This is a genomic window from Pinisolibacter sp. DMC100, assembly GCF_056313705.1.
The window spans coordinates 1,102,500-1,120,618 of the sequence record NZ_JBQUZT010000001.1; the positions used below are offsets into that span (position 1 = coordinate 1,102,500).

Below are 18,119 nucleotides of genomic sequence, written 5' to 3' on the forward strand. Positions count from 1 at the left end.
GAGACCGACATGCCGACCACGCCGAAGCCCGAAGCCGAGATGATCGCCGAGGCCGAGATCCTGTCGAAGGCGCTGCCCTACATGCTGCGCTACGACGACAAGACCGTCGTCGTGAAGTTCGGCGGCCACGCCATGGGCGACGCGGCACTCGGCAAGGCCTTCGCCGAGGACATCACGCTGCTGAAGCTCGCCGGCATCAACCCGGTGGTGGTCCACGGCGGCGGTCCGCAGATCAATGCCATGCTGGCCAAGCTCGACATCAAGTCCGAGTTCGCCGCCGGCATGCGCATCACCGACAAGAAGACGGTCGAGATCGTCGAGATGGTTCTGGCCGGATCGATCAACAAGGAGATCGTCCAGACCATCCAGGAGGCCGGCGGTCGCGCCATCGGCCTGACCGGCAAGGACGGCAACATGGTCACCGTCGAGCGGCTGAAGCGCACGGTGGTCGATCCCGATTCCAACATCGAGAAGGTCGTCGACCTCGGCTTCGTCGGCGAACCGAAGATCGTGCGCACCGAGGTGCTCGAGGTCCTGAAGAAGTCCGAGATCATCCCGGTTCTGGCGCCCGTCTGCCCGGGCGAGGACGGGGAGACCTACAACGTCAACGCCGACACCTTCGCCGGTGCCATCGCCGGCGCGCTGAAGGCGACCCGCGTCCTCTTCCTCACCGACGTGCCCGGCGTCCTCGACGAGAACAAGCAGCTGATCAAGGAACTGTCGCGCGCCGACGCCCAGCGTCTGATCGACCGCGGCGTCATCACCGGCGGCATGATCCCCAAGGTCGAGACCTGTTTCGAGGCGCTCGATCGCGGCGTCGAGGCGGCGGTCATCCTCAACGGCAAGGTGCCCCACGCCGTCCTGCTCGAGCTCTTCACCGAGCACGGCGCCGGCACGCTGATCACGCCGTGATCGCGGGACCGAACCGCACCCGTGGCGGCGGCCTGGACGAGGCCGCCCTGATCGCCCGTTTCGCCGACGTCGAGACCTGGGTCTTCGATCTCGACAACACGCTCTATCCGGCCTCCACCGACCTCTTCGCCCAGGTCGACGTGCGCATCCGCGACTATGTCGTCAAGCTGATCGGCGCGACGCCCGACGAGGCGCATCGGCTGCAGAAGGACTACTACCGCCGCTACGGCACGACGCTGCGCGGGCTGATGATCGAACACGGCATCTCGCCCGACGGCTTCCTCGAATATGTCCACGACATCGACCATTCGGTCGTCGCGCCCGATCCGCGCCTCGGTGCCGCGATCGCGGCGCTGCCCGGCCGGCGCTTCATCATGACCAACGGCACCCGCCGTCATGCCGCCGCGGTCGCCGATCGGCTCGGCATCACCGAGCATTTCGAGGACGTCTTCGACATCGTCGCCGCCGACCTGCTGCCGAAGCCCCACCGTGCCACCTACGAGAAGTTCTTCGCCGAGGCCCGCATCGATCCGACGCGGGCGGCGATGTTCGAGGATCTGTCGCGCAATCTCGAAGTGCCGGACGCCATGGGCATGGCGACCGTCCTGGTGGTGCCGTCGGGCATCGAGACGGTGGTGCGCGAGAGCTGGGAATTCGACGGCCGCGACGCCCCCCACGTCCAGTGGGTGACCGACGACCTCGCTCGTTTCCTCGAGCGCATCGCCCCGGCGGCCTGAGGCCGCCTCGAAAGACGAAGGCCCGAGACTGCGACCGGAAAGCCGGCTGGCGCGACAGCCGCGCGATTGACACCCCGTCTCGTCGCTTTATGGTCGCGGCCCGAGTTTCGAACCCAACCGAAGGGAACCGCCCGATGGCCGTCACGACCGCCGACCTCGCCGCCCTCGAAAAGACCATCGACGACGCCTTCGAGCGTCGCGCCGAGATCGACGTCTCCACCAAGGGCGCCGTGCGCGAGGCGGTGGAGACCGCGCTCGACCTGCTCGACAAGGGCAAGGTCCGCGTCGCCGAGAAGGTCGGCGACGCCTGGGTGGTGCATCAGTGGCTAAAGAAGGCGGTGCTGCTGTCCTTCCGCCTCACCCCGATGAGCATCGTCAAGGGCGGCCCCGGCGCCGCCACCTGGTGGGACAAGGTGCCCTCGAAGTTCGACGGCTGGGGCGCCCACGAGTTCGACAAGGCGGGCTTCCGCGCCGTTCCCGGCTGCGTCGTCCGTCGCTCGGCCTTCATCGCGCCGAACGTCGTGCTGATGCCCTCCTTCGTCAACCTCGGCGCCCGCGTCGACACCGGCACCATGGTCGACACCTGGGCGACGGTCGGCTCCTGCGCCCAGATCGGCAAGAACGTCCACCTCTCCGGCGGCGTCGGCATCGGCGGCGTGCTGGAGCCGCTGCAGGCCGGCCCGACCATCATCGAGGACGACTGCTTCATCGGCGCCCGTTCGGAAGTGGTCGAAGGCGTCGTCGTCGGCCAGGGTTCGGTGATCTCGATGGGCGTCTTCATCGGCGCCTCGACCAAGGTCATCAACCGGATGACCGGCGAGATCCACGTCGGCTACGTGCCGCCCTATTCGGTGGTCGTCTCCGGCAGCATTCCCGGCAAGCCGCTGCCCGGCCAGAACTGGGGCCCGTCGACCTATTGCGCCGTCATCGTCAAGACGGTCGACGCGCAGACGCGCTCCAAGACCGGCATCAACGAGTTGCTGCGCGACTGATCGCGACGACGAGGCGAGCCCTCCGGTCGGGTCCGCCGCCCACGTCTCGATGCTCTTTGCCGAGGCCCGACGCCCGCCGTCGGGCCTCGGTGCGTTTTCTGGTGGCCCACTGCGGGTGTTCAAATTTTCGTTGCATTTTCCGGCGTCGCGGATTTGGTTGAACGGAGGAGTTGCAGGCGCTCCTGGATTCGGCCTTTGGCTGCAGTATCATTTTCATGTCTGCGTCGGGGGATTTCATGACGATTCAGCAGGAAGGTGCCCGGCCTACCGGGATCTCGAACGATGCCAAGGCGATGATGCTGTTCGAGGCCAACAAGAAGTCGAATGTCGTCGCCTATCTTCTATGGTTCTTCCTGGGCGGCTTCGGCGCGCATCGCTTCTACGGTGGTCGCACCGGCAGCGGCGTCGCCCAAATTCTCATGCTCATTGTCGGGATGGTGCTCCTTCCCGTCGGTGGCTTCGGGGCAATCCTGCTCATTCCGCTCCTGATCTGGGTGTTCGTGGATGCCTTCCTCATTCCCGGCTGGATCCGCAATCACAACTTGCTCCTTGCGCACAGCCTCGGATGAGAGCGTGTCGCGGAGAAGGTGATTGACCGGCGAGGCGGGGCGTCCTAATCGGCGAAGCATGACCATGTCGCTTCCCCGCCTCGACGATCCCGTCGCCATCGCCCGCGCCCTGCTCGCTTGTCCCTCGGTGACGCCCGCGGAGGGCGGCGCGATCGATCTCGTCGCGGGAATCGCCGCCGAACTCGGCTTCGCCGTCGATCGCCCGGTCTTCACCGAGGACGGCACGCCCGACATCGAGAACCTCTTCGCGCGGCTCGGCACCGACGGTCCGCACTTCGTCTTCGCCGGCCACACCGACGTGGTGCCGCCGGGCGATGCGAGCCGCTGGACCCACGATCCCTTCGCCGGAACGATCGAGGACGGCGTGCTCTATGGCCGCGGCGCGGTCGACATGAAGGGCGGCATCGCCAGCTTCCTCGCCGCCCTCGGCCGACTGAAGGCGCGCGGCGTGACGCTGCCCGGCTCGGTCTCGCTGCTGATCACCGGCGACGAGGAAGGCCCCTCGATCAATGGCACGGTCAAGCTGCTCGCCTGGGCGGCCGAGCGCGGCCATCGCTTCGATGCGGCGATCGTCGGCGAGCCGACCAACCCGGAGGCGATCGGCGACGCCATCAAGGTCGGCCGCCGCGGCTCGCTCTCCGGCACGGTGACGGTGACCGGCCGGCAGGGCCACGTCGCCTATCCGCATCTCGCCGACAACCCGATCCCCAAGGTGATGCGGCTGGCGAATGCGCTGGTCGCCACCCCGCTCGACGCCGGCAACGACCGCTTCCAGCCGTCGAACCTCGAGCTCGTCTCGCTCGACGTCGGCAATCCGTCGTGGAACGTCATCCCGCGCGAGGCGCGTGCCCGCTTCAACATCCGCTTCAACGACCAGTGGTCGCGCGCGACGCTCGACGAGGAGCTGCGCCGCCGTCTCGCGGCCGCCGCCGGCAACGACGTCGAGTGGACGCTGGTGCTCGAGAGCCCGTCGTCGGACAGTTTCCTCACCCGCGACGAGGCGCTGATCGGCAAGCTCGCCGACGCGGTCGAGAGTGTCGTCGGCCGCCGCCCGGGCCTCTCCACCAACGGCGGAACGTCGGACGCCCGCTTCATCAAGGACTGGTGCCCGGTGGTCGAGTTCGGCCTCGTCGGCCAGACCATGCATCAGGTCGACGAGCGCGTGCCGGTCGCCGATCTCGAGGTGTTGACGCAGGTCTACGTCGCCTTCCTCGAGCGCTGGTTCGGGGTGGCGCCATGAGCGGAACGCTCGCCGCATCTCTGGCCGGCGCCCTGCGCCTTCTCGGTGGAGACCGGCGCGGCCTCGAGCGTATGGACCTGACCCTCGACGGCTTCTGGGCCTCGTTCCGGGTGATGGCGTGGCTCGTCCCGGCGGTGGCGCTGGCGATCTTCGCCGATCTGCGGCTCGCCGCCGAGATCGGCTCGGCCCGCTCGCTGTCGCCGGCCGCGGTGATGGTCGCCGGGGTGATCAACTACGTGCTCGGCTGGATCGCCTTCCCGGTCTTCCTCGCCCTCTTCGGCAACATGCTCGGCGTCGGCCGGGTCTTCGTGCCGTGGATGGTGGCGCGCAACTGGACGGGCGTTCCGGCATCGCTGCCTTATGTCCTCGTGGTGGTGCTGTGGCTCGTCGGCCTGATGCCGACGCGTCTGCTCGGGCCGCTGACGCTCGGCGCGCTCGGCTTCTCGCTCTTCTGCGGCTGGCGCGTCGCGGTCATCGCCGGCGAACGGCCGGCCGGCGCGGCGGTCGCCTTCACGCTGGTCGACTTCCTGCTCGGCCTGCTGATCGAGGCCGGCGCCGATCGGCTGTTCGGTCTCTGAGGGAAACGATCCGATGGATGCCTTCGATCCGCGCCTGACGCCCGCCCGCCCCGACCTCGCGGCGGCACATCTGAAGGGCATCGTTCCGGCCGAGCGCTATGTCGAGGGCACGCCCGCCCGCATCCTCGAGGCGGTGGCGCCGCTGCGTCGCCTGCCGCGTCCCGACGCCGGCCTCGACACCGAAGGCCTCCACGGCGAGACGTTGCGCGTCTACGACGAAGACGACGAGGGCTGGAGCTGGGTGCAGTTCGACCGCGACGGCTACGTCGGCTGGATGCCGAGCCACGCGATCCTGAAGGGCGAGGCGCCGCCCGCGACCCACCGGGTCGCGGCGCTGGCGACCTTCGTCTACCCGGCCATCGGCATCAAGGATCCGCCCTCGGCGCGCCTTTCCTTCGGTTCCCCCGTCCGGGTGATCGGCGAACGCGAGGCGCCGAACGGCCGGCGATTCTGCCTCACCCCCGAGGGCGGGGTGATCGTCGCGAGCCATCTGGTTCCGATCGACACGCGCGAGAGCGACCCCGTCGCCGTCGCCGAGCGTTTCCTCGGCATCCCCTATCTCTGGGGCGGCCGCTCGAGCCTCGGCATCGACTGCTCCGGCCTCGTCCAGACGGCCTTCGCCGCCTGCGGCGTGCCCGCGGCGCGCGACACCGACCTGCAGGAGATGTCGCTCGGTGAGCCGATCGGCCTCGATCCCGCCGGCTGGCGGCGTGGCGACCTGCTCTTCTGGGCCGGCCACGTCGGCTTGGTGCGCGACACCGAGAGCTTCGTGCACGCGACCGCCCACACGATGACGGTGACGATCGAAGGCCTCGCCGAGGGCTTGGCCCGGATCGAAGCCTCGGGGACGCCGCTGCGCACCGTCCGCCGCGTCCGCCTGCCTCAGTAACCCCGCGTCCGGTCGACCACGTGGGCGGGATCGATCCGCCCGCCCGCCATCAGCGTGCGGATGCCGGCGAGGATGCGTTCGCCCAGAGCATCGGCATCGGAATCGGCGGCGCAGTGCGGCGTGATCGTCACGCGCGGATGCGCCCACAGTGCCGAGGTCCTGGGCAGCGGTTCGACCTCGAAGACGTCGAGCACGGCGGCCGCCAGTTCCCCGGCATCGAGCGCGGCGAGAATGTCGGCCTCGACCTGGAGCGATCCGCGCCCGGCGTTGATCAGCACCGGCCCGCCGATGTGTTCGGCGCCGCGCAGCTTGGCGAAGAGCGAGCGGTTCAGGATGCCGCGCGTCTCCGGCGTCGCCGGCAGCAGCACGACGAGAATGTCGGTGCGGGCCAGGAAGGCGTCGAGCCCGGCCTCTCCGGCGAAGGTCTCCATGCCGGCGACCGCGCGCTTCGACCGGCTCCAGCCGACGAGCGTGAAGCCGAGCCGGCCGAGCACCTCGGCGGCGTCGCGGCCGAGTTCGCCGAGCCCCATGATGCCGACCGTCACGGCGCGCGCCGCCGGCTGATGGACGCTGCGCCAGCGGGTTGCGGCCTGCGCCGCGCGGTGGCCGTCCATCTGGCGATGCTGCGCCAGCACGTTCATCACCACCCACTCGGTCATGCGGGCGGTGAGATCGGGATCGACGATGCGGACGATCGGCACGTCGGGCAGCGTCGGGTCGGTCAGGAGCGCATCGACGCCGGCACCGAGATTGAACACCGCCTCGAGATTCGGCAACGCGGCGAGAAGCCCCTGCTTCGGCCGCCACGCGGCAACGAAGCGGATCGACGCCGGGTCGTAGGGCGCGCGCGCGTCGACGACCGTCAGATCGGGGGCGAGGCGGCGGAACCGTTCGATCCACGGATCGGGCGTCCAATGCTCGACGGCGACGAGAAGCGACATGGGAACTCCGGCAGGGTCATTCGCCGACGAGGCGGGGCAGGGCAGGGGCGTCGGCCTCGAGATCGAGCGCTTCGATCCGTCCGGCGCGACGCACCACCTTGTCGGCCGAAATCGCGATCTGGTCCAGATCCCGCGTGGTCTGGGCGAAATGCGCCTGGAGCTTGGCCACCCGCTCGACGAGGCGGGCGACGTCGTCGCCGAGCGCCCCCACCTCGCGCTGGATCGCATGGGCCTGCGAGCGGATCGCCTCGTCGCGGCCGATCGACTGCACCACCTGGATGGCGAGCAGCAGCAGCGACGGCGAGACGATGACGACGCGCGCCCGATGCGCCCGCTGCACCACTTCGGAGAAGTGCTCGTGCAGATCGGCGAAGATCGCCTCCGACGGCACGAAGAGGAAGGCGACGTCGTGGGTCTCGCCCGGCAGGAGGTACTTCTCGCGGATGTCGGCGACATGGCGGATGACGTCGCGGCGGAAGAGCTGCATCGCCCGATCGCGCGCCTCGGCGCTCCCCGCCTCGCGCATCGCGCTCCAGCCCTCGAGCGGGAACTTGGCGTCGACCGCCAGCGGCGGCGCCTCGCCGCCGAGGCGGATCAGGCAGTCGGGCCGCACGCCGGTCGAGAGCGTCGCCTGGAACTCGTAGGCGCCGATCGGCAGCGCGTCGGCGACGATCGCCTCCATCCGCCCCTGGCCGAAGGCGCCCCGCGCCTGTTTGTTGGAGAGGATCGCCTCGAGCCGGCCGACGCCGCTCGACAGCGCCGTGATCCCCTGCTGCGCCCGGTCGATCACCGCGAGCCGTTCGGCCAGCGCCGACAGGCTCTCGGCGGTCGCCCGCGTCGTGTCGCCGAGCGTCGTACCGAGCCGGGCGCCGAGCCCGTCGAGCCGTTCGGAGAGGCCGCGCGCGAGATCGGCCTGACGCGAGCCGAAGACCTCCGCCATCGCCTTCATCCGCCCGGTCATCTCGGCCTGCAGCCGGCCGATCTCGACGAGGCGGCGTTCGACCTCCATCGCCTGATCGGCGGCGAAGGTCTCGGCCGCGATCCGCTCCGCCTGTCCCCGTCTGCGGGAGACCCCCGCGACGAGGAGGCCGAGGCCGAAGCCACCGGCGGCGAAGAGGAGGTGGGGGAGGCCGACGGCGAAGCCGGCGATGGTGAGGGCCGTGTCCTGCATGGGCGAACCTTCGCACGATTCTCTTAAGAGATCATGTTTTGTTCTCACGAGCGAGGCGCGCGGACCTTGCCGGGTCGTCCTTCGGCCCCAGATCGTCCGAACGGCCGGCGACAAGGGCCGTGCGGAGGAACGATCATGACCGACGACGCCCGCACTCTCGAGATCGAGCGCCACATGACGGCGCCGCGCGCCGCGATCTGGCGGGCCTGGACCGATCCGAAGCTGCTCGCACTCTGGTGGTGTCCGAAGCCGTGGACGACGGAGGTCATCGCCTTCGACATGCGCCCCGGCGGCGCCTTCCATGCCCGCATGCGCGCGCCGGAGGGTGAAACGGGCGAAAGCGACATGCCGGGTTGTTTCCTCGACATCGTCCCGGCCGAGCGGGTGGTCTTCACCACGGCGCTCGGGCCGGGCTGGGCGCCGCAGCGTCCGTGGCTCGCCATGACAGCGGTGATCACGATGGCGGACGCGGCCGACGGCGGCACGCTCTATCGCGCCCGCTGCCTGCACGAGAGCATCGAGGATACCGAGCGCCACGCCGCGATGGGCTTCGCCGAAGGGTGGGGCATCTGCCTCGCCCAGCTCGATGCCCTCGCCGCCGGGCTCTGAGGCCGTTCTCTCGATCGAAATCGACCGCCGCGGCGCAGATTCCGCCGTGAACGAGCGAAATTTCGACGTCGTTTCGATTGACCGGCGGGCGGCCCTCGCCTATCTGACGGCTCATGGCCATACTCGACATCATCACCCTGCCCGACCCCCGCCTGAAGCTCGTTTCCGAGCCGGTGGCGGTCGTCGACGACGAGATCCGCCGGATCCTCGACGACATGCTGGAGACCATGTACGACGCCCCCGGCATCGGGTTGGCGGCGATCCAGGTCGGCGTGGCGAAGCGCATGCTCACCATCGACCTCTCGCGCGAGGGCGAGGAACGGGCACCGCTCTTCGTCATCAATCCGGAGATCGTCTGGACCTCGGAAGAGACCAACACCTATCAGGAGGGTTGCCTCTCGGTGCCCGAGCACTACGACGACGTCGAGCGCCCGGCCCGTGTGAAGGTGAAGTTCCTCGATCGCGACGGCAAGCCGCGGGAGATCGAGGCCGAAGGCCTGCTCTCCACCTGCCTGCAGCACGAGATCGACCACCTGAACGGCGTCGTCTTCATCGACCACCTGTCGCGGCTGAAGCGCGAACGGGTGACCAAGAAGTTCTCCAAGGTGGCGAAGGTCCGCTCCCGCCTGACCGGCTGGCGCCCGTCGATGGGCTGAGGCCGATCGCCGATGGAAGATGCACGAAGAGCCGGCGGGGCGACCCGCCGGCTCTTCCGCGTTTCGGGGGTGGGCGTATCACACCGACGGGTCGAGCACGCCGAGATAGACGACGAGCAGCAGGAAGGCGCCCATCAGGAACCGGTAGATCACGAAGGGCCAGGAGGAGAAGCGCTCCATCACCTTCATCAAGGTCCAGATCGCCACGAAGGCGGAGAGCGATGCGGAGGCGAGGCCTATGCCGAGCACTTCCCAGCCGGCGGCGTCGAGCCCCGCCTTCTTCAGCTCGAAGAGTTCCTTGACGCCGGCGCCGGTGATCGCCGGCAGGCCGAGCAGGAAGGAGAAGCGGGCGGCGTCCTCGCGCTTCAGGTTCATGAACAGCGCCGCCGTCAGCGTCGAGCCGGAACGCGACACGCCCGGGATCAGCGCGCCGACCTGGGCGAGGCCGACGACGACCGCATCGCGCAGGCGGATCTCCTCGAACGTGCGCTTGTGGCGGCAGACGAGCTCGGCGAGCGCCAGCAGCAGCGCCATGCCGATCGAGGCGGCGCCGATCACCCAGAGTTCGCGCAAGGGCGAGCCGCAGGCGTTGAGCTGCTTCTTCAGGAGCACGCCGCCGATCACGATCGGGATCGTGGCGACGACGATGCCGACCGCCATGCGGAACTCGAAGGCGCGGTAGTCGCCTTCCTGCGCCGCCTTCCAGGAACCCGCCCCCACCCGCCAGATGTCACGCCAGAAATAGGTGACGACCGCGAAGAGCGCGGCGAGCTGCATGGCGGCGGAGAAGGCGGAGCCGGGATCGGGCCAGCCGAGGAAGGTCGGCACCACCCGCATGTGGGCGGTCGAGGAGATCGGCAGCAGCTCGGTGATGCCCTGGACGACGCCGAGGATCGCCACCTTGGTGGCGCCGAGGGCGACGAAGCCCGTGTCGATGCCGTTGGTGCAGACGCTGGCCATGGCGGAAAACTCCCGGAAATGCGGGGCGCGAGGCGGAGACGCCGGCGAGGGTGGATCTGCCGTCGAGACTGCCTCCGGGACGGTTACCGAAGCCTTACCCACCCACCAGCAAATTCGAGCGATTTTCTCAACAAAGTAATCATGTAGATAAACCAAGAGTAAATTCGATCTCGTAAAAACACATTCAAAGTTTGACTTGGCTGAAATCCGCATGTGCGAAGGTGGCTTCACTGGGAAGGGGAGTTACTTTCGTCATGACCAAGTCGAAGATCTGGGGATTTGCTGCTTTCTTTGCTGTCTCGCTGATCGCCGGCCAGGCCGGTGCGCGTGAAGCGATCACTCTGGCGCGCCTGCCGGAGACCACCAGCGCGCTGCCGGTGGGCGAGGCGCGTCCGGTCTGGGGTTGGGTGGACTATTGCCGCCGCAACCCGACCGAATGCGACGGCGCCCGCACCCAGGCGCGCGAAATCCGCCTCGATGCCCGCACATGGCAGACGCTGGTCGAGGTCAACCGCTCGGTGAATACGGCGATCGAGCCGATCACCGACGAGGAGCACTGGGGCGTCGCCGATCGGTGGGACATCCCGACCGACGGCAAGGGCGACTGCGAGGACTACGTGCTGTTGAAGCGCAAGGTCCTGACCGAGCGCGGCTTCCCGCGGTCGTCGCTGCTCGTCACCGTCGTCATCGACACCAAGGGCGCCGGCCATGCCGTGCTGACCGTCAAGACCGATCACGGCGACTTCGTCCTCGACAACATGCGCGACGACATCCTGGCCTGGGTGAAGACCGGCTATCGCTTCGTCAAGCGCCAGTCGCAGGAAGAACAGAACCGCTGGGTCGCGCTGGACGACGGCGTCCAGATCCCGGCCACCGCTTCGGCGCGCTGAGCCGAACCGATCTCTCCTTCGTCAGGGGCCGCTCCTCGCCGCGCGCGAGGGGCGGCATCCGTACGTTTCAGGGCTGCCCCGCGCCCTGCGCCGCTCGGTCGCAGGGTGAAAACCCGCGGAAAAGGCGACGGAGGCCTCCATGCCCGCGTGGAGTGCAGAGCTGCATTGGTCCGGGCGCATGGTCGAAGCCGGCGTAAGATCCGCGCTCGCCGCATGCCTGACGAGACTTCGCCCCCTTTCGGCCACGTTCCACGGGGGAACCCGTACCCTTTCCACAATCGAACCGTAGTGCGGCTGAATCGGTGGCGACGCGGACTCCGCTTTGTTGACGAATGATGAATTGCAACCCGGCGAGCCATGCGGAAATCGCAGGTCAGAGGGTGGGGCGGCCGCCTTCAAAATAGGCAATCCGCCGATTATTTCATCGTTCATGGATGAACGCTCCATCGTCGCCGGGAGAGAGACCGAAGACGACGACGGGGCATCGAAGGGAGGGGACCGACAAGGTCCTCATATGATCATGTCGTTCTACACCATCGCCAACCAGCTCCGTTCCTCCGTCGAGCGCTATCGCAACTATCGCCGCGCCGTCCGCGAGCTCTCCGCTCTCGACGACCGTCAGCTCTGCGACATCGGCCTCGTGCGCAGCCGCATCGAGGAAGTGGCGCGCGGCGCGCTCCACTGATCGGGGACGATCGGCCCCGCGCCGATCCGACGCTCTTCTCGAAAGGGGCGGCCCGTTGGCCGCCCCTTTCGTCGTTGCCGTCCTTCGCTGCGTTGCAATGAAATATTTTGCAGAAACGACATTGAATTGCCGTTTGCTGTGACTATGATCCGCCCTAGATTCTGAGGACGACGACGATGCGCGCTCGCGAGGAGCGTCGCGCGGCGCCGTCCCGTTCGGGGGTGTGCATGGTCAGCCGCGTCATCACGGTGGATCCCTTCGACTTCGTCGCCTTCGGCGGCACCGGCGACCTTGCGCGTCGCAAGCTCCTGCCGGGCCTCTACCATCGCGACCGGGTCGGCCAGATCCCGGACGAGACCCGCATTCTCGGCGTCGCCCGCGCCGAGATGACGGTGGAGGCCTTCCGCGCCTTCGCCCGCGAGGCGCTCGACGCCCACGTGCCCGAGCACGAGCGCGACGAGGCGGTGATCGAACGTTTCGTCGCCCGCCTGTCCTATGTCGCCGTCGACGCCACCGGCGAGCGCGGCTGGGCCGATCTCGCCGCCTTCCTCGCCACCCGCCCCGAATGCATCCGCGTCTTCTATCTGGCGACCAGCCCCGATCTCTTCGGCGGCATCTGCGACCGGCTGAAGGCGTCCGGCGTGGTGACGCCCTGCTCGCGCGTCGTGGTCGAGAAGCCGATCGGCAAGTCGCTCGCCTCGGCCCGCGCGGTCAACGCCGCCGTCGGCGCCGCCTTCGACGAGGCGCAGATCTTCCGCATCGACCACTATCTCGGCAAGGAGACGGTGCAGAACCTGATGGCGCTGCGCTTCGCCAACTCGCTGTTCGAGCCGCTGTGGAACGCCGCGCACATCGACTACGTCCAGATCACCGCCGCCGAGAGCCTCGGCGTCGAGGGCCGCGCCGGCTACTACGACGGCGCCGGCGCGTTGCGCGACATGGTGCAGAACCATCTCCTCCAGCTCCTCTGCCTCGTCGCCATGGAGCCGCCGGCGACGCTCGACGCCGACGCGGTGCGCGACGAGAAGCTCAAGGTGCTGAAGTCGCTGAAGCCGATCGGCCCCGCCGACGTCGACCGCGTCACCGTGCGCGGCCAGTACGAGAAGGGCGCGAGCGCCGAGGGCGCCGTGGCCGGCTATCTCGAGGAACTGGGCAAGCCGACCTCCAACACCGAGACCTTCGTCGCCCTCAAGGCCGAGGTCGAGAACTGGCGCTGGGCCGGTACGCCCTTCTATCTGCGCTCGGGCAAGCGCCTCGCCGACCGGGTCTCCGAGATCGTGGTGAGCTTCCGCCCGATCCCCCATTCGGTCTTCGACGCCGCCGCCGGCCCGATCCGCCGCAACGAGTTGGTGATCCGCCTGCAGCCCGACGAGGGCGTCAAGCTCTCGCTGATGATCAAGGACCCTGGTCCCGGCGGCATGCGGCTGAAGTCGGTGCCGCTCGACATGAGCTTCGCCGAGGCCTTCGCCGAGCGCCATGCCGACGCCTACGAGCGGCTGATCATGGACGTGGTGCGTGGCAACCAGACGCTCTTCATGCGCCGCGACGAGGTCGAGGCGGCCTGGACCTGGATCGACCCGATCCTCGAGGCCTGGGCGGCCTCCGGTGACGCGCCGAAGCCCTATCGCTCCGGCACATGGGGTCCGTCCGCCGCCGTCGCCCTGATCGAGCGCGACGGCCGCGCGTGGCACGAGGACGGCGCCTGACGGCACGTCCCTTCTCCCTGGCGGGAGAAGGAGGCCCATCGGGCAGGGAAGACTTCGGCGAGGCCGCGGCCGCGCCGGGAAAGGCAGGAAGACATGGCCCTCGACGCCCGCGTCGGCGAGATCACCGAGCGCATCCGCGCCCGCTCCCGCGACACTCGTGCCCGTTATCTCGAACACGTCGCCGCCCAGGTGGAGAAACGCCCGACCCGCTCCAAGCTCGGCTGCGCCAACCTCGCCCACGGCTTCGCCGCCTGCGGCCCCGAGGCCAAGGCGCGGCTGGCGGCGGGCGAGACGCCGAACATCGGCATCGTCACCGCCTACAACGACATGCTCTCCGCCCATCGGCCCTACGAGCGCTATCCGGCGCTGATCCGGGCCGAGGCCGAGCGACTCGGCGCCACGGCGCAGGTCGCCGGCGGGGTGCCCGCCATGTGCGACGGCGTCACGCAGGGCGAGGCCGGAATGGAGCTGTCGCTCTTTTCCCGCGACGTCATCGCCATGGCGACCGGCGTGGCGCTCTCCCACCAGATGTTCGACGGCGCGCTGATGCTCGGCATCTGCGACAAGATCGTGCCCGGCCTCGTCATCGGCGGGCTCGCCTTCGGCCATCTGCCGGTGATCTTCGTGCCGTCCGGCCCGATGACGACCGGCATCTCCAACGGCGAGAAGAACCGCGTCCGCCAGCTCCATGCCGAGGGCAAGGCGACGAAGGCCGATCTGCTGGAGAGCGAATCCAAGTCCTACCACGGCATCGGCACCTGCACCTTCTACGGCACCGCCAACTCCAACCAGATGCTGATGGAGTTCATGGGTCTGCATCTGCCGGGCGCGAGCTTCGTGCCGCCTGACACCGAGCTCCGCGACGCGCTGACCCGCGCCGCCGTCGCCCGGGTGCTGGAGATCGGATCGCGCGGGAGCAGCTTCACGCCGATCGGCGAGGTGCTCGACGAACGCGCCTTCGTCGACGGCATCGTCGGCCTGATGGCGACGGGTGGGTCGACCAACCACACGCTCCATCTCGTCGCCATGGCGCGCGCCGCCGGCATCGCGTTGAACTGGGACGACTTCGCCGACCTCTCCGCCGTGACGCCGCTGCTGGTGCGCGCCTATCCCAACGGCGCCGCCGACGTCAACGCGCTGCACGAGGCCGGCGGCGTGCCCTTCGTCATCCGCGAACTCCTCGGCGAGGGGCTGCTCCATGCCGACGCCCGCACCGTCGGTGGCGCGAGCCTCGCCGAGCAGACGCAGACGCCGAGCCTCGACGCGTCCGGCGCCCTCGTCTTTGCGCCTGCGCGGGCGGCGAGCGGCGACGAGAGCGTGGTGCGACCGATCGTCCGCCCCTTCGAGGCGGTCGGCGGGCTCGAGCTGCTCACCGGCAACCTCGGCCGCGCGGTGATCAAGATCTCGGCGGTCGCCCCCGAACACCGGATCGTCGAGGCGCCGGCCCGCGTCTTCGACGATCAGGAGGCCGTCCAGCGCGCCTTCCGGGCGGGCGAACTCACCGGCGATTTCGTCGCCGTCGTCCGCTTCCAGGGGCCGCGCGCCAACGGCATGCCGGAACTCCACAAGTTGACGCCGCCGCTCGGCGTTCTGCAGGATCGCGGCCAGAAGGTCGCGCTGGTGACCGACGGCCGCATGTCGGGAGCCTCCGGCAAGGTGCCGGCGGCCATTCACCTTTCGCCGGAAGCCGCCGACGGCGGACCGATCGCCCGCATCCGCGACGGCGACGTGGTCCGCCTCGACGCGACGACGGGACGCCTCGACGTCCTGGTCGATCCGGCGGAATGGTCGTCGCGGCCGGCCGCGACGGCCGATCTCTCCGCATCCGGTTGGGGCGCCGGACGGGAGCTCTTCGCAACTTTCCGCAACACCGTCGGCTCGGCCGAAGAGGGGGCCTCCTCGCTATGAACGTCATCCGCATCGTCCCCGATCCCCGTCGTCTCCTCGATCACGAATGCCGCACCGGTGAGAGTCCGCTGTGGGACGACCGCCGCGATCGGCTCTTCTTCGTCGACATCGATTCCGGTGAGATCCATCACGTCACCGCCGAGGGCTCGTCCCATCGCGTCTGGCCGGCGCCGCCGCCGGAGCGTCCGACCGCGCTGGGTCTGACCACCACCGGCCGCCTCGTCGTCTCGCTGACCCGCTCGGTCGTGCTCTTCGACCCCGACGCCGGCACCTGGGACACGCTCGCCGAGATCGACGTCGGCCGCTCCACCACCCGCCTCAACGACGGCAAGGTCGGTCCCGACGGTGCCTTCTGGGTCGGCTCGATCGACGAGACGCCCGAGCGGCCGCCGGTGTGCTGCCTGTGGCGCGTCACCGCCGACGGCGCCGTCGAGAAGAAGATCGACGGCCTGCGCGCCTCCAACGGCCTCGCCTGGGATCCCTCGGGTCGCACCATGTATCTCTCCGACAGCCGCGGCCCGTGGATCGATCGCTTCGACTTCGACGCGGCGACCGGCGAGATCTCCAACCGCTCGCGCTTCGCCACCCTCGACGACGGCCTCGGCCGCCCGGACGGCGGCTGCTGCGACGCCATCGGCCACTACTGGAGCGCCGGCATCACCTCGGGGCAGATCAACCGCTTCGCCCCCGACGGCCGCCTGCTCGAGCACTGGAACCTGCCGGTCGACCATCCGACGATGCCGTGCTTCGGCGGCGAGGGCCTGCGCACGCTCTTCGTGACGTCGCTGCTCCGGCCCGGCGAGGAAGGCCGTCCGTCGCTGGCGCCGGCCGGCTCGGTGATCGCCCTCGATGCCCAGATCGCCGGCTTCCCGCCCTTCCGTATGCCCGATCCCAAGGGCTGAGTGGTCCGCGGGGCATTGCCGAAACGAAGAAGGCCCGGACATCCGTCCGGGCCTTCTTTTCGTTCGATGCGCGTACCGCTCAGGCGGCGGCGACGTCGGCGAGGAAGCGGTCGACCACGGCGCGCAGATCTTCCGCCGTCGTGGCGACGCGGCCCGCGGCATCCGTCATCTCGCCGGCCGCGCGGGTCGTCTCGCCGGCGGCGGCGCTGACACCGCCGATGTTCTCGGCGACGTGGCGGGTACGCTCGGCGGCGAGCGACACGTTGCGGGCGATCTCGGCGGTGGAGGCGCCCTGTTCCTCGACCGCGGCGGCGATCGCCGAGGTGAAGGTGTCGACCTCGCCCATCGTGTCGACGATCCGGCCGATCGCCTCGACGGCGGCGCCGGTGGTGCTCTGGATCGCGCCGATCTGGGCGGAGATCTCCTCGGTCGCCTTGGCGGTCTGACCGGCGAGCGTCTTGACCTCGGCGGCGACGACGGCGAAGCCGCGGCCGCTCTCGCCGGCACGCGCCGCCTCGATCGTCGCGTTGAGGGCGAGCAGGTTGGTCTGTTCGGCGATGTCGCGGATCAGCCCGACCACGGCGCCGATGCGCCCGGCCGCCTGGGCGAGGTCGCCGACGGTGACGTTGGTGTCGCGCGAGACCTTGGCCGCTTCGGCCACCACGTCGGTGGTGCGGGAGACCTGGCGGGCGATCTCGTCGATCGAATGCATGAGCTCCTCGCCGGCGGCCGACACGGTGACGACGTTCTCCGACGCCTCGCGCGAGGCGTCGGCGGCATCGTCGGAGCGTTGCGACGTCGTGGCGGCGTTGCGGCCGAGGTCGGTCGCGGTGGCGGTCATCGACCGCATCTCGGCGTCGACGGCGCCGAGCATGGCGGTGGCGCGGCGACGGAACTCGCCGACGAGGCGATCGATCGCCTGTTCGCGCACCCGCTTGGCCTCGGCGGCCGACGAGGTCGCCGCCGTCAGTTCGCGGCGCTCGACCTCCTGGCGGCGGAAGACCATGACGGCCTCGGCCATGTCGCCGAGCTCGTCCTTGCGGTTCGTGTCGACCGAGACGTCGAGATTGCCGTGGCCGAGGTCGACCATCGCCTGCCGGATGGCGGCGAGCGGTCGCGTCACCGAGCGCACCACCAGGAAGGCGATGAGGCCGATCGCGCCGCCGAAGACCAGCGACAGCAGGCCCGAACGCAACGCCACGGCGCGGAACTGCGCCTCGACGTCGTCGATCCACATGCCGGTACCGATGACCCAGCCCCAAGCCTTGAAGGCGCCGACATGCGAGACCTTCGGCAGCGCTTCGGAGGCACCGGGCTTCGGCCAGCGATAGGCCACCGTGCCGGAACCCTTGGCGGCGGAGACGGCGAGCATCTCGCGGAACAGGAGCACGCCGTCGGCGTCCTTCATGTCGAGCCCGGAGACGCCGCGCATCTTCTCGGAAGGGTGGACGACCATCAGACCGTCGGCCGTCATCACGAAGATGTAGTTGTTGTCGTCGAAGCGCAGCCGGCCGATCTCGTCGGCGGCGCGCGCCTTCGCCTCCTCCATCGTGATCTCGCCGCGCTTCGCCTTGTCGAAGGACGACTGCGCCAGGCTCGCCGCGGTCTCCTCGATGCGGCGCAGCTCGTCGAGCCGGCTCTGGTAGAGGTTCGAATGCAGCGTCACGAGGCCGAGCACCGTCACCGCGACCAGACCGACGACGGCCAGGCCGGCGACGAGAAACAGCCGCGAAGAAATACCTCGATTGAAGATCGCCATGGTCCGCTCTCCGAC

General features: G+C 69.3%; 18 protein-coding genes. 14 read left to right on the forward strand and 4 right to left on the reverse strand.

What is annotated here, in order from left to right:
- The first annotated feature begins 9 nt into the window (after positions 1-9).
- The 7 genes from argB to ACT541_RS05075 all read left to right on the forward strand — a co-directional run bounded on the left by argB (position 10) and on the right by ACT541_RS05075 (position 5,917).
- Positions 10-912, forward strand: coding sequence for an acetylglutamate kinase (argB, locus tag ACT541_RS05045; RefSeq protein ID WP_476134768.1), 903 nt, complete (start codon positions 10-12; stop codon positions 910-912).
- A complete protein-coding gene (locus ACT541_RS05050; RefSeq protein ID WP_476136034.1) occupies positions 912-1,649 on the forward strand; it encodes a pyrimidine 5'-nucleotidase in 738 nt (245 codons plus the stop codon). The genes argB and ACT541_RS05050 overlap by 1 nt, the downstream gene beginning before the upstream one ends.
- Before the next feature lie 134 nt (positions 1,650-1,783).
- A complete protein-coding gene (gene dapD / locus ACT541_RS05055) occupies positions 1,784-2,641 on the forward strand; it encodes a 2,3,4,5-tetrahydropyridine-2,6-dicarboxylate N-succinyltransferase (RefSeq protein ID WP_476134770.1) in 858 nt (285 codons plus the stop codon).
- A 236-nt stretch (positions 2,642-2,877) separates the two neighbouring features.
- A complete protein-coding gene (locus ACT541_RS05060) occupies positions 2,878-3,210 on the forward strand; it encodes a TM2 domain-containing protein (protein ID WP_476134771.1) in 333 nt (110 codons plus the stop codon).
- 64 nt (positions 3,211-3,274) lie between these two features.
- Complete coding sequence (gene dapE / locus ACT541_RS05065) at positions 3,275-4,450, forward strand: succinyl-diaminopimelate desuccinylase (protein WP_476134773.1); 1,176 nt, start codon at positions 3,275-3,277, stop codon at positions 4,448-4,450.
- Positions 4,447-5,028 carry a hypothetical protein gene (locus ACT541_RS05070; protein WP_476134775.1) on the forward strand — a complete coding sequence of 194 codons (582 nt, stop codon included), beginning with the start codon at positions 4,447-4,449 and terminating at the stop codon, positions 5,026-5,028. The genes dapE and ACT541_RS05070 overlap by 4 nt, the downstream gene beginning before the upstream one ends.
- Before the next feature lie 13 nt (positions 5,029-5,041).
- On the forward strand, positions 5,042-5,917 hold the full coding sequence (locus tag ACT541_RS05075) for a C40 family peptidase (protein WP_476134777.1): 876 nt from the start codon (positions 5,042-5,044) through the stop codon (positions 5,915-5,917).
- On the opposite strand, the gene ACT541_RS05080 is transcribed toward ACT541_RS05075, so the two are convergent.
- Positions 5,911-6,858: a 2-hydroxyacid dehydrogenase gene (locus ACT541_RS05080; protein ID WP_476134778.1), complete on the reverse strand. Its 948-nt coding sequence runs from the start codon at positions 6,856-6,858 to the stop codon at positions 5,911-5,913. The two genes, ACT541_RS05075 and ACT541_RS05080, sit on opposite strands and share 7 nt — an antisense overlap.
- Before the next feature lie 16 nt (positions 6,859-6,874).
- Positions 6,875-8,029: a DNA recombination protein RmuC gene (locus tag ACT541_RS05085; protein WP_476134780.1), complete on the reverse strand. Its 1,155-nt coding sequence runs from the start codon at positions 8,027-8,029 to the stop codon at positions 6,875-6,877.
- A 135-nt stretch (positions 8,030-8,164) separates the two neighbouring features.
- Between ACT541_RS05085 and ACT541_RS05090 the strand changes: the two genes are divergently transcribed.
- Together ACT541_RS05090 and def are read left to right on the forward strand one after the other, a co-directional pair.
- A complete protein-coding gene (locus tag ACT541_RS05090; protein ID WP_476134782.1) occupies positions 8,165-8,638 on the forward strand; it encodes an SRPBCC family protein in 474 nt (157 codons plus the stop codon).
- A gap of 113 nt (positions 8,639-8,751) precedes the next feature.
- Positions 8,752-9,294 carry a peptide deformylase gene (gene def / locus ACT541_RS05095; RefSeq protein WP_476134784.1) on the forward strand — a complete coding sequence of 181 codons (543 nt, stop codon included), beginning with the start codon at positions 8,752-8,754 and terminating at the stop codon, positions 9,292-9,294.
- 78 nt (positions 9,295-9,372) lie between these two features.
- Here def and ACT541_RS05100 read toward each other — a convergent pair whose 3' ends face one another.
- Positions 9,373-10,254: an undecaprenyl-diphosphate phosphatase gene (locus ACT541_RS05100; protein WP_476134786.1), complete on the reverse strand. Its 882-nt coding sequence runs from the start codon at positions 10,252-10,254 to the stop codon at positions 9,373-9,375.
- A gap of 254 nt (positions 10,255-10,508) precedes the next feature.
- Here ACT541_RS05100 and ACT541_RS05105 point away from each other — a divergent pair, with 254 nt between their 5' ends.
- The 5 genes from ACT541_RS05105 (at position 10,509) to ACT541_RS05125 (ending at position 16,345) form a co-directional block, all read left to right on the forward strand.
- Positions 10,509-11,144, forward strand: a complete 636-nt coding sequence (locus ACT541_RS05105; RefSeq protein ID WP_476134788.1) for a transglutaminase-like cysteine peptidase — start codon at positions 10,509-10,511, stop codon at positions 11,142-11,144.
- 514 nt (positions 11,145-11,658) lie between these two features.
- Positions 11,659-11,829 carry a DUF1127 domain-containing protein gene (locus ACT541_RS05110; protein WP_476134790.1) on the forward strand — a complete coding sequence of 57 codons (171 nt, stop codon included), beginning with the start codon at positions 11,659-11,661 and terminating at the stop codon, positions 11,827-11,829.
- A gap of 227 nt (positions 11,830-12,056) precedes the next feature.
- Positions 12,057-13,535 carry a glucose-6-phosphate dehydrogenase gene (zwf, locus tag ACT541_RS05115; protein ID WP_476134792.1) on the forward strand — a complete coding sequence of 493 codons (1,479 nt, stop codon included), beginning with the start codon at positions 12,057-12,059 and terminating at the stop codon, positions 13,533-13,535.
- 93 nt (positions 13,536-13,628) lie between these two features.
- A complete protein-coding gene (edd, locus tag ACT541_RS05120; RefSeq protein WP_476134794.1) occupies positions 13,629-15,443 on the forward strand; it encodes a phosphogluconate dehydratase in 1,815 nt (604 codons plus the stop codon).
- The gene (locus ACT541_RS05125) at positions 15,440-16,345 is read left to right on the forward strand and encodes an SMP-30/gluconolactonase/LRE family protein (protein ID WP_476134795.1); all 906 of its coding nucleotides are present in this window, start codon (positions 15,440-15,442) and stop codon (positions 16,343-16,345) included. Before edd ends, ACT541_RS05125 begins: the two co-directional genes overlap by 4 nt.
- 79 nt (positions 16,346-16,424) lie before the next feature.
- Here the strand turns inward: ACT541_RS05125 and ACT541_RS05130 are convergent, their stop codons facing one another.
- Positions 16,425-18,104, reverse strand: coding sequence for a methyl-accepting chemotaxis protein (locus ACT541_RS05130; protein ID WP_476134796.1), 1,680 nt, complete (start codon positions 18,102-18,104; stop codon positions 16,425-16,427).
- Positions 18,105-18,119 lie beyond the last annotated feature (15 nt).